Here is a 20311-nt window from a genome sequence, read left to right as displayed (position 1 = left end):
GGGGAGGGTCGGCGAGCAGCGCGCGCAGCGCGATGCGAGACGGGGTGGGGTGAAGCCGCAAGCACCGCAGTTGAACGCTTCATCACCCCACCATGCTCGCTGCGCAAGCGACTCTCCCCCTCCAGGGGAGGGTGAAGCGACCTCACGCGGTCTTTTCGAACAATTCGCGGCCGATCAGCATGCGGCGGATTTCGGAGGTGCCGGCGCCGATTTCGTAAAGCTTGGCGTCGCGCAACAATCTGCCGGTCGGATAATCATTGATGTAGCCGTTGCCGCCCAGCAGCTGGATCGCATCCAGCGCGCATTGGGTGGCCTTTTCGGCGGCGTAGAGAATGGCGCCGGCGGAATCCTCGCGCGTGGTCTCGCCGCGGTCGCAGGATTTCGCCACCGCATACACATAGGCGCGGCAGGCATTCATCGTCACATACATGTCGGCGACCTTGGCCTGCACCAGCTGAAACATGCCGATCGGCTGGCCGAATTGCTGGCGCTCATGCACATAGGGCATCACCACGTCGAGGCAGGCCTGCATGATGCCGAGCGGCCCGGCCGCCAGCACCGCGCGCTCGTAGTCGAGCCCGCTCATCAGCACGTTGACGCCGCGGCCGACTTCGCCGAGCACATTCTCCTCCGGCACCTCGCAATCGGTAAACACCAATTCGCCGGTGTCGGAGCCGCGCATCCCGAGCTTGTCGAGTTTTTGCGCGGTGGAAAAGCCCTTCATGCCTTTCTCGATGATGAAGGCGGTGATGCCGCGCGCGCCCGCCGCCGGATCGGTCTTGGCATAGACCACCAGCGTCTCGGCGATCGGCCCATTGGTGATCCACATCTTGCTGCCGTTAAGCACGTAGCGGTCGCCCTTCTTCTCGGCGCGGGTCTTCATCGACACCACGTCGGAGCCGGCACCCGGCTCCGACATCGCCAGCGCGCCGACATGTTCGCCGGAGATCAGCTTCGGCAGATATTTGCGCTTTTGCGCTTCATTGCCGTTGCGGCGCATCTGATTGACGCAGAGATTGGAATGCGCCCCATAGGACAGGCCGACCGAGGCCGACGCGCGCGACACCTCCTCGACGGCGATGCAGTGCTCGAGATAGCCGAGCCCGGAGCCGCCATACTCCTCCTCCACCGTGATGCCGTGCAGCCCGAGCGCGCCGAGCTTTGGCCACAGGTCTCGCGGGAACTGATTGCTCTTGTCGATCTCGTCGGCGCGCGGGGCAATTTCGTTCTGCGAAAAATCCCGTACCGTCTCGCGGATCGCGTCCGCGGTCTCGCCGAGGTCGAAATTGAACATCCGTTGCGCATTGGGGATCATGTCTGTCTCCGGTCAAGGCCGTCGCGGCAGCAACCAGCCATAAGGCCTGGCGCAGGTGATGTCACGGGCGACAAAGCGGCCGGCACGCCAGCGCCTGGGCGCAAGACAGCCTGGCCCGAAAGCCGTCTCAGAAGGCCCGGATTGGCCTTGGCGCGGGCGGCGCACCAACGCGCTTGCAGCAATCACCGAGCGCGCCTCGTCGCAATATCGTGCGCAGCGCAATTGACCCGGCGCCTTGCCCTTGGCGCCGCAACCGGATGTAATTGGCCGCAATAATCGCCGGGTGCAAATCCGGCCGTGAGGGAGATCCGCGATGCACGGCACCATCGAATCCGAAAAGGCCGCCCGCCAGCGCGCCGCCCGCGCCGAAGCCTACGCCACCCCGCTGGCGCAATTCCATCCGGGCGCGCCGCGGCATTTCCGCGACGATACGCTGTGGCCGTGGTTCGAGCGGCTGCGCGCCGAGGAGCCGGTGCATTACTGCACCAACGCGCCGATCGAGCCCTATTGGTCGGTGACCAAATACAACGACATCATGCATGTCGATACCAATCACGGCATCTTCTCCTCGGACCAGAGTCTGGGCGGCATCTCGATCCGGGATGCTCCGGACGGCTATGACTGGCCGAGCTTCATCGCGATGGATCAGCCGCGCCACGCCGAACAGCGCAAGACGGTGTCGCCGATGTTCACGCCCGATCATCTCGATCAGCTGGCGATCCTGATCCGGCAGCGCACCGGAAAAGTGCTCGACGCCCTGCCCCGCAACGAGACCTTCAACTTCGTCGACCGGGTCTCGATCGAACTGACGACGCAGATGCTGGCGACCTTGTTCGACTTTCCGTTCGAGGAGCGCCGCAAGCTGACGCGCTGGTCCGACGTCGCCACCGCGCTGCCGAAAAGCATGATCGTGGAATCCGAGGAGCAGCGCCGCGCCGAGATGAGCGAATGCGCGACGTACTTTACCAAGCTGTGGAATGAGCGCGTCAATTCCGAGCCGCGCAACGATCTGCTGTCGATGATGGCGCATCACGACGCCACGCGGCACATGACCCATGACAATCTGATCGGCAACATCATCCTGCTGATCGTCGGCGGCAACGACACCACCCGCAATACGATGTCGGGCTCGGTGCTGGCGCTGAACGAGAACCCGGATCAATTCGCCAAGCTGCGCGCCAATCCGGCGCTGATCGATACCATGGTGCCCGAGGTGATCCGCTGGCAGACGCCGCTGGCGCATATGCGGCGCACCGCGCTGGTCGACACCGAACTCGGCGGCAAGCAGATCAAGAAGGGCGACCGCGTGGTGATGTGGTACGTCTCCGGCAATCGCGACGAGGAGGCGATCGAGAACCCCAACGATTTCATCATCGACCGCGCCCGCCCGCGCACCCATCTGTCGTTCGGCTTCGGTATTCACCGCTGCGTCGGGATGCGACTCGCCGAATTGCAACTCAAGATCGTGTGGGAGGAAATGCTCAAGCGGTTCGATCGTATTGAAGTTGTCGGAGAGCCGAAGCGGGTGTATTCGAGCTTCGTCAAAGGCTATGAGGCCTTGCCGGTTCGTGTCTCCTAACCATCCCGGATCTCCTGACCATCCCGGATCGCGGAATTCTGCACCGCGATCCCAGACCAGAGTGCAATTTCCTTGATGAAAAACCAAGCCGCGGAACAGGACGAGTTCCATGACATCCGCGATGCCGTCGCCAAATTATGTGCCCAGTTTCCCGGCGAATATTGGCGCAAGCTCGACCGCGAGATGGCCTATCCCAAGGCCTTCGTCGATGCCCTGACCGAGGCCGGCTATCTGTCGGTGCTGATTCCGGAAGAATATGGCGGCTCCGGCCTGAAGATATCGGCCGCCGCCGCAATCCTCGAAGAGATCCAGCGCGCCGGCTGCAATGGCGGCGGTTGCCACGCCCAGATGTACACCATGGGCACGCTGCTGCGGCACGGCAACGACGCCCAGAAGGCGCAATGGCTGCCGAAGATCGCCACCGGCGAAGTCCGGCTGCAGGCGTTCGGCGTCACCGAGCCGACCTCAGGCACCGATACCACCTCGCTGAAAACCTTCGCCAAGAAGCATGCGGACGGCAACTACGTGGTCAACGGCCAGAAGATCTGGACCAGCCGCGCCGAATATTCCGACCTGATGATCCTGCTGGCGCGAACCACGCCGAAGGACCAGTCGGCCAAGCGCACCGACGGGCTGTCGGTGTTCCTGGTCGACATGAAACAGGCCAAGGGCAACGGCCTCGAGATCCGCCCGATCCGCACCATGATGAACCATGCCACCACCGAGGTATTCTTCACCGACCTCAAAGTGCCGGCGGAGAATCTGATCGGCGAGGAAGGCAAGGGCTTTCGCTACATCCTGTCCGGGATGAATGCCGAACGCATCCTGATCGCCAGCGAATGCGTCGGCGACGCCAAATGGTTCATCGCCAAGGCCACCGCCTATGCCAAGGAGCGCGTGGTTTTCGGCCGGCCGATCGGCCAGAATCAGGGCGTGCAGTTTCCGATCGCCAAGGCCTATGCGCAGATGCGCGCCGCCGAATTGATGGTCAAGGAAGCCGCGCGCAAATACGAGGCCGGGCAGGATTGCGGCGCCGAGGCCAATATGGCCAAGATGCTGGCCGCCGACGCCTCCTGGGACGCCGCCAATGCCTGCGTGCAGACCTTCGGCGGCTTCGGCTTCGCCGAGGAATACGACGTCGAGCGCAAATTCCGCGAGACGCGGCTGTATCAGGTGGCGCCGATCTCCACCAATCTGATCCTGTCGCATCTCGCCGAGCACGTGCTCGGCATGCCGCGCTCGTATTGATCGGCTCATGACGCTCGATCGAGGCATCGCCATGCGGAAGCCCTGCACCTCTGCCCACCGGGGAGAGGTCGGCGCGCAGCGCCGGGTGAGGGGGCGCTTCGTTGCGTTGAGACCCCCCTCACCCCAACCCTCTCCCCGGAGGGAAGAGGGAGCAGGCCTCGTCGCGGTGCGACACCCTGCCATGATTTTTGATCGCGGATGCGAAACAACGGAAATTTGCCATGCTGCCGCTTGAAGGCCTAACCGTTGTCGCCGTCGAACAGGCGGTGGCGGCGCCGTTTTGTAGTTCGCGGCTGGCCGATGCCGGCGCCCATGTGGTCAAGGTGGAGCGGCCGGAGGGCGATTTCGCCCGCGGCTACGACGCCGCCGCCAAAGGGCAAAGCAGCTACTTCGTCTGGCTCAACCGCGGCAAGGAATCCGCGGTGATCGATCTGGCCACCCCGGCCGGCCGTGCCGATCTGGAGACGCTGATCGCCGGCGCCGACGTGCTGCTGCAGAATCTGAAGCCCGGCTCGATGGACCGCCTCGGCTTCACCCGCGAACGGCTGCGCAAGGATTATCCGGCGCTGATCATCTGCACCATTTCGGGCTATGGCGACGATGGCCCCTATGCGGAGCGCAAGGCCTATGATCTGCTGATCCAGGCCGAAAGCGGCCTCGCCTCGATCACCGGCGGGCCGGAAAGCGCGTCGCGGGTCGGGATGTCGATCGTCGACGTCGCCACCGGCGCCACCGCGCATGCGGCGATCCTCGAAGCGCTGATCGGGCGCGGCCGCACCGGCCAGGGCGCCGATATCCGGATCTCGATGTTCGACGTGATGGCCGACTGGCTGACGGTGCCGCTGCTCAACGCCGAGGCCGGCAACCCGCCGCAGCGGATGGGCTTGGCGCATCCGTCGATCGCGCCCTACGGCGTGTTCACCTCCAAGGACGGCAAGGACATCCTGATCTCGATCCAGAGCGAGCGGGAATGGAAGAAGCTCTGCGCCGAAGTGCTGCGCCAGCCGCAGCTGATCGACGATCCGCGGCTGTGCAACGGCGTCGAGCGGGTGCGCAATCGCGCCTTCACCGACAGGACCGTGGCCGACGCCTTCGGCGCGCTGAGCCGCGAGGACCTGCTGGCGCATCTGGCCAGCGCCGACATCGCCTTCGCCGAGGTCAACAGCATGGCCGATCTCGCCCGCCACCCGCATCTGCGGCGGATTTCGGTGGATAGTCCCGCGGGCGTGGTCAGCTATCCGGCGCCGGCCGCGATCGTGGTCGACGCGCCGCGCAGCTATGGCGCGGTGCCGGGGATCGGCGACAAGGCCAAACCGGGAAAGCCTTTATCATGACCACCATCGATCTCGACCATCTGCGGCAATGGATCGGCCGCTCCGAACAGGCCAGCGACATTGTCACCGCGCAGCTGGTGAAGGGGCTGCGGGCGACGCTGTTTTGCGACATCGGCACGCCGGTCCCAGGCGACGCCGCACCCTTCACCGCGCATTGGTGCCTGGCGCAGCCGGTCTATCCGATGGCGATGCTCGGCCCCGACGGCCACCCTGCCCGCGGCGGGTTTCTTCCGCCGGTGCCGCTGCCGCGCCGGATGTGGGCCGGCGGCGAGATCGAATTCGTCGAGCCATTGCGGGTCGGTGACGAGGCGACGCGAACCTCGACCATCGCCGACGTGACGCTGAAGACCGGCTCGACCGGGGCGCTGTGCTTCGTTTCGGTCAATCACGAGATCACCACGGCGCGCGGCGTCGCCATTCGCGAGCGCCAGGATCTGGTCTATCGCGACAATCCGACCGCCATGGCGGCGCCCGCCAAGCCCGCAGCGGCACCGCCGGCCGCGGCGCATCGCGAAACCCACTTCGCCGATCCGGTGCTGCTGTTCCGCTATTCGGCGCTGACCTTCAACGGCCACCGCATCCATTACGACCGCGACTACGCCACCAAGGTCGAGCTCTATCCGGGCTTGGTGTTCCACGGCCCGATGCAGGCCGCGCTGATGGTGGAGTTTGCCGCCAGGCTGCATGGTGGCCAGGCACCGAAAAAATTCAGCTATCGCGGCGTGCAGCCGCTGTTCGACGGCGCCGAATTCTCCGTCAACGCCAACGACACCGCGACCGGCATGGAACTATGGACCGCCAATGCCGCCGGCGCCCCGACCATGAAGGCCAGCGCGAGCTGGTGACCACCACGGGCTGAATCATCGGCCACGTTCCCCGGACGCAGCGCAACGCGCCGCGCAGCGGCGTGGTGCGCTGCAGAGCCGGGGCCCCGCTTGGGGAGGTGCGTAACCGGGGTCCCGGTTAGAGAGGCGTGCAACCGGGGTCCCGGCTCTGCGAAGCGGCATGAAGAATGCCGCATCGCGTCCGGGACACGAACATCTTTGCCAGCGCGAATTGGTGACGCGCTGACCGGCTACCCCATTCGCATCGGCCACGTTCCCCGGACGCAGCGCAATGCGCCGCGCAGCGGCGTGGTGCGCTGCAGAGCCGGGGCCCCGCTTGGGCAGGTGCGTAATACCAACGGTCGTTGCCTCTCGTTCGTCATGCCCGGCCTTGTGCCGGGCATCCACGCCTTGAAAGCAGTGCCTGATCAAAGACGTGGATGGCCGGGACAAGCCCGGCCATGACAAGATTGAGAGTCAACGGCAAAGTCCATTGGTATAACCGGGGTCCCGCTTGGAGAGGCCCACAACCGGGGTCCCGGCTCTGCGAAGCGGCATGAAGAATGCCGCATCGCGTCCGGGACACGAGAGGATTTCTCCGCTTTGCTATTTCGGGCTGGGCTCGCTTTGCTTCTGGTCGGCCGCGCGTTTTTTGTCGAGGCGTTTGCCTTGCCATTCGAGTACGCCCCAGGAGGCGACGATCAGGCCGAGGATGATCAATTCGAAATAGTTGAATGCGCTGTCGGCGTTCATGGCGTTGCTCCGCGACGGCCGGCTAGTCTTTATCGTCGCGCCGCGCGTCGCGCTCGCGATCGAGGCGGCGGCCCTGGCGCTCCAGCAGCACCCAGCCGGCGATCAGGCACAGAAACACGACACCGAGTTCGATCAGGCCGAGATAGTTCTCCATCGCGCCCTCGCCGGCTTCTAGAACTCCGGTTCTGATAGATCAGAACCGGAGTTCTCGATTCTTGTCTTGACGCGTTTTCTTCGCGCGAACCGGTATCCACTTCGCTCGAAAACGCTTCTAACTCCAGCTCACCAGCGGCGGCATCGAGCTGAGGATGGTTTCGATATTGCCGCCGGTCTGCAGCCCGAACATCGTGCCCTTGTCGTATAACAGATTGAATTCGACATAGAGCCCGCGACAGGCGAGCTGCGCGGCGCGCTCCGCCTCGCCCCATGGCTCGATCATGCGCTGGCGCACGATCCGCGGATAGACATCGAGCAGCGCCAGACCGACGTCGCGGGTGAAGGCGAAATCCTTGTCGAAATCCCCCGTATTGAGGTGATCGTAGAAAATCCCGCCGACGCCGCGCGCGGTGCCGCGATGCGGCAGGTAGAAATATTTGTCGGCCCAGGGTTTGAACTTGGCGTAGTAGCCCGGATCATGGGCGTCGCAGGCGCGCTTCATCGCGGCGTGGAACGTCACCGTGTCCTCGGCATCGTCGCGGCGCTGTTCCGGCAGCATCGGGGTCAGATCGGCGCCGCCGCCGAACCAGCCCTGCGCGGTCGACAGAAACCTGGTGTTCATATGCACGGTGGGGACGCGCGGGCTGCGCGGATGCATGATCAGGCTGATGCTGGTGGAGACGTAGTCCAGCGTGACGCCGTCGCCCGGCAGCGTCTTGGCCATCTCCGGCGTCAGCCGGCCATTGGCCGACGAGGTGTGGATGCCGATCTTTTCGAACAGCCGCCCGCCGGACAGAAAGCCGCCGACGCCGCCGCCCTGCCCGGTCTGCCGGGTCCACGGCTTGTAGCTGAAGGTCGCAGGCGCACCGGGGAAGAGATCGGCCGGCGCCTCGCGCTCCAGCGCTTCCACCTCGGCGCAGATCCGGTCGCGCAGGCTTTCGAACCAGATCCTGGCCTGGGCGCGCTGGCGCTCGACGCGGCTTTGCGGTTCGGTCTCGGTGTCGATGGTCATCATTGGCTTTCGTTGCGTATCACCGCATCGGTATCATGCAAGCGCGCCGGCTTCGAGGCTTTTTGCGAATGGGTAGCGGCGAGAGACTGCGCTCACAAAGTCCAGCGCGATCAATGGTCGCGTGCCCCGGACGCAGTGCAACGCGCCGCGCATGCGGCGTGGTGCGCTGCAGAGCCGGGGCCCCGGTTGAAGCGGCGCGAAAGCGGGGTCCCGGTTCTGCGAAGCGGCACTGCGTGCCGCATCGCGCCCGGGACACGGGGCGGCGTGATCTGACCTACGCGCGGCTGCGCAGCATCTGGTCGCGGCGTTCCAGCCGCGAGAACAGCTCGACCAGCCAGGCCACCTTGGCTTCCACCGGCCGCACCTTTGGCCGCGCCGGCGCGGGTTCGCGCAGCGGCGTGGCGATGATGGCGTCGATCAGGAATTTGGTTTCGGCCATGTCGCCGAATTTCGCCGGCAGATATTTCGCCGGTGCCCATTCGGTTTCCTGGAATGCCAGCATCCGCGCCAGCACCGCCAGCTTGCGCCCGGTCGACACCACGGCGCGGCTGGAGACCGAATCGAGCCCGGAGCGTTCGACCTCGCGGCCGATCTCGGCATAGAGCGCGCGCGCGGCGAAAATGCCGGGACGGCAGGATTTCGGCAGATTGGCGATGCCCAGCGTAGCGCGATCGTACAACGCATCGGCGGTGTCGATCAGCCGCTTGACGATGCCGGCAATTGCCGGCGTGAAGGTCGGATTGGCGAGCCATTGATCCGGATCAAGCCCGGCCTCGCGCATCCACGCCATCGGGATATAGAGCCGGCCGGCGCGGGCGTCCTCGCCGATGTCGCGGGCGATATTGGTGAGCTGCATGGCGCAGCCGAGATCACAGGCGCGGGCCACGATATCGGGGGCGCGCTGGCCCATGACGAGCGTCATCATCACCCCGACGGTGCCGGCGACGCGGGCCGCATAGGCGTAGAGATCCGACAGCGTCTCGTAGCGCCGTCCCTCGGCGTCCCATTCCAGGCCTTCGATCAGCGCCTCGGGAATCGCCGGCGGAATCGAAAACCGCGCCACCACATCGGCGAAGGCGCGGTCGGAGGGATAGGCCATCGGCAGCCCGCGACAGGCGCGGTCGAGCCGGTCCTTCAGAACTTCGACCGCGGCGGCGCGGTCGAGTCCGAGATCGACGGCGTCGTCGGCAACGCGGCAGAACGCATAGAGCGCGATCGCCGGATCGCTGATCCGCCGCGGCAACACCTTTGAGGCGGCATGGAAGGTGCGCGAGCCTTCCTTGATCATTTCGCGGCAGGCGACCATGTCGGAATTTGTCGTCATGTACTCACCAGGTCATGGGCATCGGGAACCAAGGAATCGAGTACCCGTGCCGAGGATAGCACACCGGGCAATCCGGCGCCGGGATGCGTTCCGGCACCGACGAGATACAGGCGATCGACGTCTTCGCTGAGATTATGCGGCCTGAACCAGGCGCTTTGCGTCAGCACCGGCTCGAGCCCGAAGGCGGCGCCGCGGAACGACGACAGCCGATCCTGGAAATCCTGCGGCGTCAGCATGCGCGAACTCACCACCTGGTTTTCCAGATCGGGCAGCACGGTGTCGCTGAGCGATTGCGCGATCAGTTTGCGGTAGCTTTCCGCCTTGACCTGCCAGTCGATGCCGCTTTGCATATGCGGCACCGGCGACAACACGTAGAACGTATCGCAGCCTTCCGGCGCCAGCGACGGATCGGTGGCGGTCGGGCGGTGCAGATACAGGCTGAAATCATCGGCGCAGATCTTGCGCTTGAAAATATCGGTGACGAGTTCCTTGTAGCGCGGCCCCATCAGGATGGTGTGGTGCTTGACGTCGTCATAGCGCCGCTTGGTCCCGAAGTACCACAGGAACAGGCTCATCGAGTAGCGCGCCTTCTCGATCTTGCGATCGGTCCAGCGCGAGCGCACCGAGGCCGGCAACAGATAGCGATAGGTCGAGGCCGAATCGGCGTTCGACACCACGATGTCGGCCTCGACGATCTCGCCTGAGGCCAGCCGCACGCCACGCGCCGCGCCATTCTCGACGACGATCTCGCGGACATCCTGGCCGCACAACACCTTGTTACCCTGGCCCTCGATCAACCCGACCAGGCCGGTGATCAGCCGGCCGGTGCCGCCCATCGCGAAATGCACGCCCCATTGCCGTTCCAGGAAGGTGATCAGGCAATAGACCGAGGTGGCGCTGAACGGATTGCCGCCGACCAGCAGCGGATGGAACGAGAACACCATGCGCAGCCGCGGATCGCGGAAATATTTCGAGACCAGGCTGTAGACGCTGCGATAGCTCTCCAGCTTGATCATGTCGGGGGCGATCTTCACCATGTCGGTGAAGTTGTTGAACGGCATGTCGCCGAGCTGCTCGAAGCCGACCTTGAAGATCGCCTCGGAGGCTTTCATGAAGCGATCATAACCATCGACATCTTCCGGGCAGAATTGCGCGATCTGGCGCAGCACCGCTTCCTTGTCGTCGGAGTAATCGAACACCGAGCCGTCGTTAAACCGGATCCGGTAGAACGGCTTCATCGGGACCAGCGTCACGTCGTCGCCGAGCCGCTTGCCGCATAATTTCCACAGCTCTTCGAACAGATAGGGCGCGGTGACGATGGTGGGGCCGGCGTCGAAGGTAAAGCCGTCCTGCTTGTAGACGTAAGCGCGGCCGCCCGGCGCGTCGAGCTTCTCCAGCACGGTGACCCGATAGCCCTTGGCGCCCAGCCGCACCGCGGCGGCGAGGCCACCGAATCCGGAGCCGATCACCACCGCATGCGGCTGGCGATCACGGGAGGTCTGAGAAACCGGTTTGGGGCCTGGATCTAGCATTTGCGCACTGTAACGTAAAATTGACATATGCCTAGCACGAATATGTCAAATCTCCATTACACATTCAATCAGTCTGCTCAGCTTGCATTGCGATTTTCGTATAGCGTTCGATGAGATTAGCTAGCAATTGCGGCTGTTCTTCATGGGCGAGATGGCCGAGCCCGGCGATCCGCTCGATCGCCGCGCGGGGCTGGATCTGACGCACCCGCAGCGCCTGCGCCGGGGGGATCGCCCGATCATTCTCGGCGGTGACCAGTAGCAGCAGCGGCTTCAATCCAGGCAAGGCCTGCAGCAGCGGCTCCAGATCCCAATTCGCCATCATCCGCAATGCCGCGGCGACATGGCCCGGGCTGCGCACCAATTTACCGTAGAGCGCCACACCGGCCGGATCGATCACCGATCCGGTATTGCCGAGCAGCCGCTCGACCGCGCCGCGGCTGCCGGCCTGCCAGGCGAACAGCTGCGGCACCAGCGGGTTCATCACCAGCATCTTGGCCAGCGGCGAAAAGAAATTGGCGGCGGCCCCGCCATAGGGCAGGAAGGCGCCATTGAGGCTGACCAGCAATTTCGGATCGATGCTGCCGTCGAGGCACATCCGCGCCAGGATCGCCGCGCCCGCCGAATGGCCGACCACGATCCGCGGCGCGACTTTAAGCACGCGCAGCAGCGCGGCGAGATCCGCCGCCATCCCGGGCAGCGACAGAAGCTGCGATTTCGGCGATTGGGTGAAGCCGTGACCGGGCAGATCCGGCGCGATCACATCATAGTGCCGGGCCAGCAGAGGCGCCAAGCCGCGCCAGGAATGCGACGCCGCCCCGGTCCCATGTGCCAGCAGCATGGCCGGCGCCTGGGGATCGCCCATGCGCTGCACATGCCAGCGGAATCCCGCGGCCTCGACAAAGGCGCTGGCCGCGCGATGCGGCCAGTCATGGCCATCCTTGCTCCACAGCAGATCGGACATGGATCAGCCCGGGTGATTGCGCCTCATGGTGAGGAGCCCGCCCCTTGGGCGTCTCGAACCATGAGGATATTCGGCGTCATCCTTCGCGACGCGGCCCGGTGGGCCGCTCCTCAGCGTCTGACTGAAAAACAAGCCAATAAAATCAGAAGTGATTTCGTCATTGCGAGCCGAGGACGGCGCATCGCGCCGTCCGAACGCGAAGCAATCCAGGGGCGCCAAGCACAGACTGGATTGCTTCGTCGCAACAGCTCCTCGCAATGACGACCTTGGAGGCCTCATTCTATTGATCCCTTTTAGAGTCAGACTCTGAGGATGAGGCCGGTCGGGTTACGAAGCGGCAGGATGAAATGCCGTGTCATCACCAATCACACCGTCTCCGCGACCGGCGCGATCGACACGCGGGCGAGAAATTCATCATAGCTGCGCATGAAATCCTCGGGCAGTTCGAAATGCGGCATCGCGCCGGTCTGAAATACCGTGACGCTCCAGTTCGGCTTTCCCTCCACGCTGTCCTTGCGGGCGTAATCGACGAAATCGCCGCGGACGCCGTGCGAGAACCACACCGGCATTGGCAGCTCCTGATAGATCCGCAACACGTCCTGGCTGAACAGATAGCCGGAGACGAAATAATACGGCGCGTGCTGCGCACCGGGCTGATGCGTCGTCACATAGTCGTAGTCCAACAACCCCTTGTCGAATTTCGGCGAGCCGAAGGTCTTCTTCAAGAACCAGCCGATCACCGCGCGCGTGGTCAGCAGGCGCCAGAATGCCTCGCTCCACAGCGGCACTTCGAAGAAGGAATGCAGCCACGGAATCGCCCGCGAGCCGCGCACCCAGCGCACCGAACGGCCGTCGAATCCGGTGGGGCTGATCAGCGCCAAGCTGCGGAACACGCCCGGGGTCTCTTCGGCGGCGCGGGCGAGGAATTCGCAGCCCAGCGACAGCGCCGCCGCGTCGATCGGCGCCTCGCCATGGCGCTTGCGGATTTCACCAACCGCCGCGTGCACGGCGTCCGTCATCATCCGAATTGTGTATTGACGCTTGCCGCGCGACGAATGACCAAAGCCGGGCAGCTCGATTGCATAGACCGGGCGGCTTTTGGCGTAGTGTTCATAGATCGGTTTGATCTCATAGGCCGATCCGGCGGCGTTGATGCTGTGGATCAGCAGCAGCGGCGTCCCGGCGGCATTGGCCTCGGACGACGCCGCCCAATAGGTCAGCCGGCCGGCGAAGCTGTCGATGTCATGGCGCTCCCCGGAGACCGGCGCCGGCAGTTCGGGGGTCGCGGACGTCGCGCTTGATCCGAGGTTCGATCCATGGGTGGGTGCGGTTGCATTCATCTGGAAATTCCTGTTCGCGGCCTGCGGCTGCATCTCGGCGTGGTCAAGACGATGTCGACAGTGTATCAGACCCGTCAAGACTGCCTGTCGTATAGCAATGGATACATGTCTTGACACAGAAACTCGTGACCAAACCATTCATTGAAGTGCTTTCCGGCAACCGGCAAGCCTCGCCGCCGATGTGGATGATGCGGCAGGCCGGCCGCTACCTTCCGGAATACCGCGAGGTGCGCGCCAAGGCCGGCGGTTTTCTGGATCTGTGTTTCAATCCGGAATTCGCCGCCGAGGTGACGCTGCAGCCGATCCGCCGCTTCGGATTCGACGCCGCGATCATTTTTTCCGATATTCTGGTGGTGCCCTATGCGCTGGGCCGCGCCGTGCGCTTCGAGGTCGGCGAAGGTCCGCGGCTCGATCCCTTGGATTCGCCCGACAAGGTCGGCACGCTGGCGGGCGCCATCGACCTGTCCAAGCTCGAGCCGGTGTTCGAGGCGCTGCGGATGGTGCGCAAGGAGCTCGCCCCCGAGACCACGCTGATCGGCTTCTGCGGCGCGCCGTTCACGGTGGCGACCTATATGGTCGCCGGCCGCGGCACCCCGGATCAGGGCCCGGCGCGGATGATGGCCTATCGGCATCCCGGCGCCTTCGCCAAGATCATCGACGTGCTGGTCGACAGCTCGATCCAATATCTGCTGAAGCAGCTCGAGGCCGGCGCCGACGTGCTGCAGATCTTCGACACCTGGGCCGGCGTGCTGCCGCCGCGCGAATTCGAGCGCTGGTCGGTGGAGCCGACCCGGCGGATCGTCGAGGGCGTGCGCAAGGTGGTGCCGGGCGCCAAGATCATCGGCTTCCCGCGCGGCGCCGGCGGGCTGCTGCCGGGCTTCGTCGAACGCACCGGAGTCGACGGCGTGTCGATCGACTGGACCACCGACCCGAAAATGGTCCGCGAGCAGGTTCAGACCAAGGTCGCGGTGCAGGGCAATCTCGATCCGCTGGTGCTGATCGCCGGCGGCGCGGCGCTCGACGAGGCGATCGACGACGTGCTGAAGAACTTCTCCGCCGGCCGCCACATCTTCAATCTCGGCCACGGCATCCAACCCGAAACCCCGGTCGCCCATGTCGAGCAGATGGTCAAACGGGTGCGGGCGTTTAAGGGCTGAGTCCGCGAAGTCCAGCCGCAGAATTTGAGATGGCCGGGCCTGTCCCGGCCATTTTCATGTCCTGGCCATGCCGGTGCACGGCGCTTGCCGCCTGTCCCGCCGAGTGGTACAATGATCCATTGCCGGAGGCCCCGATGCTCGTCAACTTCCGTGACGATTGGCTTCGCGCCTTTTTCGTGGATGACGTTCGCTCGCGCCACATCCCGGTCGGCCTGGAGAACCGCCCGTTCCGCAAGCTCCAAATGATCGAGGACGCAACCAGCGATCAGGATTTGCGCGTTCCGCCCAGCAACCATTTTGAGAAGCTGCGCGGGAAACTGGCAGGCTTTCACTCGATCCGCGTCAATCAGCAGTGGCGGTTGATCTTTCGATGGGACGGCGGGTTGGGTGAAGCGTCCGACATCTATCTCGACGACCACAGCTATAGGTGAGAGCCATGTTGACGACGAAACGCAAGCCGGTGAGCGTCGGCGAAATCCTGGTCGCCGAATTCATGGAACCGCTTGGGCTGACGCAAGTCGCGCTGGCCGAGGCGATGGGGGTGCAGCGCAAGCATGTCAATGAACTTTGCAACAATCGCCGGGCGTTGACCGCGCCGACCGCGCTGATCCTCGCCCGGGTGTTCGGCAACAGCGCCGAGTTCTGGCTCAACGTGCAGCGACGCAGCGATTTGTGGACCGCGATGCATTCACCGCTGCAGCGCCAGCGGATCAACCGCGCGCGCCCGCTGCCGAGTGCCGCGGAGTAACTACTTCGCCGCCGCCACGTCGCCAACAAAGGTCACCTCGACGCCCTTGTCGACCATCGCGCCGAGCCGTTTGGCGTCCCAATTGGTGAGGCGGACGCAGCCATGCGAGCCGCGCTTGCTGATGGTGGAGGGTTCGGCGGTACCGTGAATGCCATAGCCCTCGGCGGACAGGCCGATCCAGATCACGCCCACCGGATTGTTCGGCCCCGGCGCGATTTCGAACGGCTTGTCGGTGTCGACGCCGCGGAATTTGTATTTCGGATTGTAGTGATAGACCGGATCGGGCTGCACGATCACCACCTTCAAGGTCCCCGAAGGCGTCGGCTTTTCCTCGCTGCCGACGGTGGCCGGATAGAATGCCATCAGCGCGCCGTCCTTGTTGAAGGCCTCGACGGTCTGGCGATCCTTGTCGACCTCGATGCGCGCGACCTTGGCGGTCTCGTTCAGCTTGCCGGCGACAGCGTCGACCGAAATATCGATGACGTTGATGCTGTCGCCAGCGTGATCGAAGTTCTGGCCGGGGTTGAGCGCGCTCAACAGTTCAGGGCTCATATGGAAGCGTTCGGCGAGCTCCTCCTTCGGACCGGTATAGCCGAGATGGTCGAGCGACTTCATGTCCTCCATCTGCGCCGGAATCGATTTCAGGAACGGACCTTTGAGGTCGTCCTGGCTGATGCTGTAGGAGGTCACCACCGCGTCGTCGGCGACGGCCTGCAGCCGCGACCAGATTTCCGGCGTCAGCGCCTTGCCCGGCGGCAGCTGGTTGAACGTGGCGAAGGCGCTCAGCGCCTTTTCGACATTCTCGCCGAAGCGGCCGTCGATCTGGCCGGGCGAGAACCGGACCCGGTCGAGCAGCACCTGGACCTTGACCGCCAGCGGACTGATGTCGTCGACTTTCGGAATCTCGCCGCTGAAGCTGGCCGCGTTGATCATGTCGGGTGTCAGGTCCGCCGCGACGGCCGGCAGCGACGGAACTAACAAAAACCCAAGAGCGACGATCCAGCGATTCATGTAAGTCTTGCCTGATGTGAATGCGGGCCGACGGCGCGCGTGATGACAAGATCGCCGCGGCCGATCCGTTCCGCCACGACGGCATAAATCGTGCCGGCGCGGCCGCTCGCTGCGTTAATACTTTGCGACGCGGTCGTTAAGACTGGTTAATTTGTGTACTTGGCCGCAGCGCCGGCTACGCCGTCTGCGTCGACGCCAGCACCGCCTGCGACAGCACGGTGGCGTCGGCATAGGGCAGCGGCAGATAGCGCGCGCCCATTTCCTTGGCGACTTGTTCGGCCAACGGCCCCGGGCGCGGCGACATGTCGACCAACACCGCATTGATGCCGGCGGCGCGCATCTGCCGCGCCGACGCCATCGCGTCTTCCTCGGCCTTGGGCCGGCCCGGCGCGCCGTCGCGGGCGATATTGGCGCGGCCGTCGGTCAGCACGATCACGGTCGGCGTCTGGCCCTTGCGCCGGATCGAGTCGGCCAGCATGAAGGCGGCGTCGAGCCCGGCCGCCAGCGGCGTGCCGCCGCCGCCGGGCAGCCCGGCGAGGCTGCGCTTGGCGCGCGCCAAGGAGCGAGTCGGCGGCAACAGGATCTCGGCGATGGTGCCGCGAAACGCGATCATCGCCACCTGGTCGCGGCGCACATAGCAATCCGCCAGCAGCAATTCGACCGCGCCCTTGGCCTCGGCCAGGCGATGCAGCGCCGCCGAACCCGAGGCATCGACCACGAAAATGGTGGTGGTCTCGGTGCGCTGCTTGAACCGGGCGATGCGGAAATCGTCCTTCTCGATCAGGATGCGCGGTTGCGCGCCTTCGCGGCCCGCGGCCTGACGCCGTCGCAGCGGCTGCCACGGCGCCGCCGCGCGTAATGTCTCGATCACGTTGAGTTTGGAGCCGTCGCGCAGCTCACCCCGCACCGAGCCGGTGGGGCGGCCGCGCTTCTTCGATTTCTGCAACTCGCCGGCCTTGCCGGAGGAGCGCGACCGCGCGCGGCCCGACGAGGCGCGCAGCGCCGCCAGCACGCCGGGCGGAATCGCCGCCTGCACCGCGGCGAGAATGACTTCGTCGAGCGCCTTGTCGATATCCGGGGTCTGCTGCTCCGTGTTATTGTCTTCGGAATCATCTTCCGGCGGCGGTTCGGGCGGCGGCGGCTCCTCGGCATCGGGCTGATCGGCCTGCGGAAAGACCAGCGCGCGCGGCGCCAGCACCAGCCTTGCGGCGATCGCGATGTCGTCCTGCTCGATCTTGTCGTGACCGTTCAGCGCCGCGGCGGCGCGGGCGCCGCGCAGTGCCAAGAGCGGCGCGCGCAGCGACACGATGCCGAGTGCCGCGGCGGCGGTGCAGATCGCCTCGATCTGCTCGCTGTCGACCTGGATCGCCGACAGCCGCGCCCGCGCCGCGACGATCTCGTCGAGCGAAATCGGGAAGTCGTCGGTGTCGCGGAACGAGAACTGATCGAGATCGACATGAAAGGCGAGCCGGTCGCGCAACGACGCCGGCGCGAATTCGTCCTCGAGCCCCTCGTCGAGCGCCACCACGCCGAAGCGGGCCGGCATCCGCAGCGACAGCCCGTCGCGCTCGACCAATGTCTCGTGGGCATCCATCGCGGCGGTGACATGCACGGTGGTCGACGACGACATCCGCTCGGCCATCGCCAGCACCAGCACGCCGCCATCGGCTTCGGCCAGCAAGCCGCGCTCGGCGACCGGGCGGCCGGCCAGCAGCGTCGCCGACAGGTCGAGTCCGCCGAGCAGGCGACCGTCGCCGATATGCAGCGGCAGATGCTTATGGGCGTCGTCCGGCGGCAGCGCGGCGCGCAGCAGCGCCAGCCAGCGGTCGCGCACGGGGCCGGCGCGCGAGCGCAACAGCACCCCGCCGGTGCCGACCGGATCGACCGCGAACAATTGCGCCGCGGTCGCCGCATCGGACCATGCGAGCGCGATGCTCATCCGAAGATTTCGGCAATGGCGCGGTCGACCCGCACCGACGAGCCGGCGTCGTCGAGCGGATTGCGCCGCAGCCGGTGCCGCAGCGCCGAGGGCGCGATGCGCTTGAGATGATCGTCGGTGACGGTCTTGTCGTGCTCCAGCGCCGCCAGCGCGCGCGCGGCGCGCATCAGCGTCAATTCGCCGCGCAGGCCGTCGGTGCCGAGCGCCATGCACAAGGTCGCCGCGCGCTCCAGCGCCGCGTCGCTCACCGTGACCTCCGGCAGCCGTTCGCGGGCCTGGGTGATCTTCTTGCGCAACTTGGTCTCTTCCTTGGCCCAATGGGTCAGGAATGCCGCCGAGTCATTCTCGAAAGAGTCACGACGGCGCACCACCTCGATCCGCTCCGGCAGCGTGTCCGGAGTCTTGACCTCGACCGACAGGCCGAACCGATCCAGCAATTGCGGGCGCAATTCGCCTTCCTCGGGATTGCCGGTGCCGACCAGCACGAAGCGCGCCGGATGGCGGATGCTGAGGCCCTCGCGCTCGACCACGTTCTCGCCCGAAGCGGCAACGTCGAGCAGCAGATCGACCAGATGATCCTCGAGCAGATTGGCCTCGTCGATATAGAGAAAGCCGCGATGGGCGCGGGCCAGCAGCCCGGGCTCGAACGCCTTCTCGCCCTTGGCCAGCGCGCGCTCCAGGTCGAGCGCGCCGACCACGCGGTCTTCCGTCGCGCCGAGCGGCAGATCGACCACCGGCACCGGCACCTGCGCGGTTTTTAGCTTGCCGTGCTTCTCTTTTTCCTTGCACTCGTCGCAGAACGCCTTCGGCAGCTCCGGATCGCAATTATAGCGGCAGCCGACCACGACCTTCATCTTCGGCAGCAGTGCCGCCAGCGCGCGCACCGCGGTCGACTTGCCGGCGCCGCGGTCGCCGAACGCCAGCACGCCGCCGACCTTGGGATCGATCGCCGCGATCAGCAGCGCGAGCTTCATCTCTTCCTGGCCGACGATGGCGGAAAACGGAAAAACTGTCGCCATGTGATGGTTACTCCGGCCGCGTGCGTTCGATGATCGCCGCGGCGCCCTTGTCGAGAAGATCCAGCGCGACGGCGCGGCCGAGTTCGCGGGGGCGATTTGCCGGACCCACGCGCGAGGCCTCGATGAAACTGCCGCCCTCTTCGTCGAGCACTGACGCACTGAGCGTCATCTGCGCGCCGTCGATGGTCGAATACGCCGCCATCGGCGAATTGCAGTGGCCGTTCAGCACCCACAGCACTTCGCGCTCGGCGTCGCAGCACAGCCGCGCCGCGGGGTCATCGATCATCGCCAGATATTTGCGGACCTGCCAATTATCAGCCGCGCACTCCACCGCGACGATGCCCTGCCCGGCCGAGGGCAGCATCTCCTGCGGCGTAAAATCATGCACGATGCGATCGGCGAAGCCGACCCGCTGCAGCCCGGAGCGCGCCATGATCAGCGCATCGGCGGGGCCGACCATGCCGCCGTCCGGCAGTTTCTGCTTCTCGGCATTGTCGAGCTTGCGGATGCGCGTATCGGCGGCACCGCGGAAGTGAATGATGTTGATCTCGGGAAACAGCCGCCTGGCATAGGCCGCGCGCCGCACCGCATTGGTGCCGATGGTGTAGCCCTTGCCGCGCGATGCCTTCAGCTCGTCGAGCGTCAAGCCCTTGCGCAGCACCAGCGCGTCGGTGGCGGGATCGCGCGCCAGCGTCGCGCCGATCACCAGGCCCGGCGTGTCTTCATTGCCCGGCATGTCCTTGAGCGAATGCATGCAGGCTTCGAGCTTGCCGGCGATCACCGCGGCGCGGATCTCGGCGACGAAGGCCCCGCCCTTGCCGCCATGCGGCAGCAGCTTGCTGATCTGGTCGGAATCACCGACGGTTTCGAATTTGACGATTTCGACTTCGAGTTCGCTGGCGGCTGCTCTGAGCTGCTTTGCGATGTCCTCGGTCTGGGCAAGGGCCATGACGCTCTTGCGAGTGCCGATCCGGACTGAAACTGCCACCACACGCTCCATTCGACAACCGCGAAGGGCCCGCGGCGAAGTTTGGCCGAACCTTAGAACCGGCCCGCACC

Annotated in this window: 19 protein-coding genes; 7 read left to right on the top strand and 12 right to left on the bottom strand. The window is 65.3% G+C overall.

Going from position 1 to position 20311, the window contains the following annotated elements; all coding sequences use genetic code 11:
- Positions 1-142: 142 nt before the first annotated feature.
- Positions 143-1315 carry an isovaleryl-CoA dehydrogenase gene (locus RBJ75_RS27745; RefSeq protein ID WP_044410969.1) on the bottom strand — a complete coding sequence of 391 codons (1173 nt, stop codon included), beginning with the start codon at positions 1313-1315 and terminating at the stop codon, positions 143-145.
- Positions 1316-1628: 313 nt separating this feature from the next.
- Between RBJ75_RS27745 and RBJ75_RS27740 the strand changes: the two genes are divergently transcribed.
- The 4 genes from RBJ75_RS27740 (at position 1629) to RBJ75_RS27725 (ending at position 6321) form a co-directional block, all read left to right on the top strand.
- On the top strand, positions 1629-2894 hold the full coding sequence (locus RBJ75_RS27740; protein WP_044410972.1) for a cytochrome P450: 1266 nt from the start codon (positions 1629-1631) through the stop codon (positions 2892-2894).
- Between the two features lie 75 nt (positions 2895-2969).
- Positions 2970-4142: an acyl-CoA dehydrogenase family protein gene (locus tag RBJ75_RS27735; protein ID WP_044410975.1), complete on the top strand. Its 1173-nt coding sequence runs from the start codon at positions 2970-2972 to the stop codon at positions 4140-4142.
- Between the two features lie 221 nt (positions 4143-4363).
- Positions 4364-5476 carry a CaiB/BaiF CoA transferase family protein gene (locus RBJ75_RS27730; RefSeq protein ID WP_044410977.1) on the top strand — a complete coding sequence of 371 codons (1113 nt, stop codon included), beginning with the start codon at positions 4364-4366 and terminating at the stop codon, positions 5474-5476.
- The gene (locus RBJ75_RS27725) at positions 5473-6321 is read left to right on the top strand and encodes a MaoC family dehydratase N-terminal domain-containing protein (RefSeq protein WP_044410979.1); all 849 of its coding nucleotides are present in this window, start codon (positions 5473-5475) and stop codon (positions 6319-6321) included. Before RBJ75_RS27730 ends, RBJ75_RS27725 begins: the two co-directional genes overlap by 4 nt.
- A gap of 585 nt (positions 6322-6906) precedes the next feature.
- Here the strand turns inward: RBJ75_RS27725 and RBJ75_RS27720 are convergent.
- The 7 genes from RBJ75_RS27720 to RBJ75_RS27690 all read right to left on the bottom strand — a co-directional run bounded on the left by RBJ75_RS27720 (position 6907) and on the right by RBJ75_RS27690 (position 13378).
- Positions 6907-7053: a hypothetical protein gene (locus tag RBJ75_RS27720; protein ID WP_173427403.1), complete on the bottom strand. Its 147-nt coding sequence runs from the start codon at positions 7051-7053 to the stop codon at positions 6907-6909.
- Between the two features lie 22 nt (positions 7054-7075).
- Complete coding sequence (locus tag RBJ75_RS27715) at positions 7076-7207, bottom strand: hypothetical protein (RefSeq protein WP_283804924.1); 132 nt, start codon at positions 7205-7207, stop codon at positions 7076-7078.
- Between the two features lie 117 nt (positions 7208-7324).
- Positions 7325-8221, bottom strand: coding sequence for an oxygen-dependent coproporphyrinogen oxidase (gene hemF / locus RBJ75_RS27710; protein WP_044418677.1), 897 nt, complete (start codon positions 8219-8221; stop codon positions 7325-7327).
- A 274-nt stretch (positions 8222-8495) separates the two neighbouring features.
- On the bottom strand, positions 8496-9545 hold the full coding sequence (locus RBJ75_RS27705) for a phytoene/squalene synthase family protein (RefSeq protein WP_044418540.1): 1050 nt from the start codon (positions 9543-9545) through the stop codon (positions 8496-8498).
- Positions 9542-11077 (bottom strand): phytoene desaturase, encoded by a 1536-nt coding sequence (locus RBJ75_RS27700; protein ID WP_044418542.1) that lies wholly within the window; start codon positions 11075-11077, stop codon positions 9542-9544. The genes RBJ75_RS27705 and RBJ75_RS27700 overlap by 4 nt, the downstream gene beginning before the upstream one ends.
- Positions 11078-11141: 64 nt before the next feature.
- Positions 11142-12038 (bottom strand): alpha/beta fold hydrolase BchO, encoded by an 897-nt coding sequence (gene bchO, locus RBJ75_RS27695; RefSeq protein ID WP_044418544.1) that lies wholly within the window; start codon positions 12036-12038, stop codon positions 11142-11144.
- A 365-nt stretch (positions 12039-12403) separates the two neighbouring features.
- Positions 12404-13378, bottom strand: a complete 975-nt coding sequence (locus tag RBJ75_RS27690) for an alpha/beta fold hydrolase (RefSeq protein WP_044417898.1) — start codon at positions 13376-13378, stop codon at positions 12404-12406.
- A gap of 110 nt (positions 13379-13488) precedes the next feature.
- Between RBJ75_RS27690 and hemE the strand changes: the two genes are divergently transcribed.
- The 3 genes from hemE (at position 13489) to RBJ75_RS27675 (ending at position 15283) form a co-directional block, all read left to right on the top strand.
- Positions 13489-14535, top strand: coding sequence for a uroporphyrinogen decarboxylase (gene hemE, locus RBJ75_RS27685; protein ID WP_173427397.1), 1047 nt, complete (start codon positions 13489-13491; stop codon positions 14533-14535).
- Positions 14536-14669: 134 nt separating this feature from the next.
- A complete protein-coding gene (locus RBJ75_RS27680) occupies positions 14670-14966 on the top strand; it encodes a type II toxin-antitoxin system RelE/ParE family toxin (RefSeq protein ID WP_044417894.1) in 297 nt (98 codons plus the stop codon).
- 5 nt (positions 14967-14971) lie between these two features.
- On the top strand, positions 14972-15283 hold the full coding sequence (locus RBJ75_RS27675) for a HigA family addiction module antitoxin (RefSeq protein ID WP_044417895.1): 312 nt from the start codon (positions 14972-14974) through the stop codon (positions 15281-15283).
- Here RBJ75_RS27675 and RBJ75_RS27670 read toward each other — a convergent pair whose 3' ends face one another.
- The 4 genes from RBJ75_RS27670 to hemC all read right to left on the bottom strand — a co-directional run bounded on the left by RBJ75_RS27670 (position 15284) and on the right by hemC (position 20240).
- Complete coding sequence (locus tag RBJ75_RS27670; protein WP_276156997.1) at positions 15284-16294, bottom strand: L,D-transpeptidase; 1011 nt, start codon at positions 16292-16294, stop codon at positions 15284-15286.
- Positions 16295-16469: 175 nt separating this feature from the next.
- Positions 16470-18233: a magnesium chelatase subunit D gene (locus RBJ75_RS27665; RefSeq protein ID WP_276156996.1), complete on the bottom strand. Its 1764-nt coding sequence runs from the start codon at positions 18231-18233 to the stop codon at positions 16470-16472.
- Positions 18230-19252, bottom strand: coding sequence for a magnesium chelatase ATPase subunit I (bchI, locus tag RBJ75_RS27660; RefSeq protein ID WP_044416151.1), 1023 nt, complete (start codon positions 19250-19252; stop codon positions 18230-18232). The genes RBJ75_RS27665 and bchI overlap by 4 nt, the downstream gene beginning before the upstream one ends.
- Positions 19253-19259: 7 nt before the next feature.
- Positions 19260-20240, bottom strand: coding sequence for a hydroxymethylbilane synthase (hemC, locus tag RBJ75_RS27655; protein WP_044416159.1), 981 nt, complete (start codon positions 20238-20240; stop codon positions 19260-19262).
- Positions 20241-20311: the final 71 nt, after the last annotated feature.

The organism is Rhodopseudomonas sp. BAL398 (assembly GCF_033001325.1).
Classification (GTDB): Bacteria; Pseudomonadota; Alphaproteobacteria; order Rhizobiales; family Xanthobacteraceae; genus JARJEH01.
This window is presented reverse-complemented; position numbering and strand designations above follow the sequence as displayed.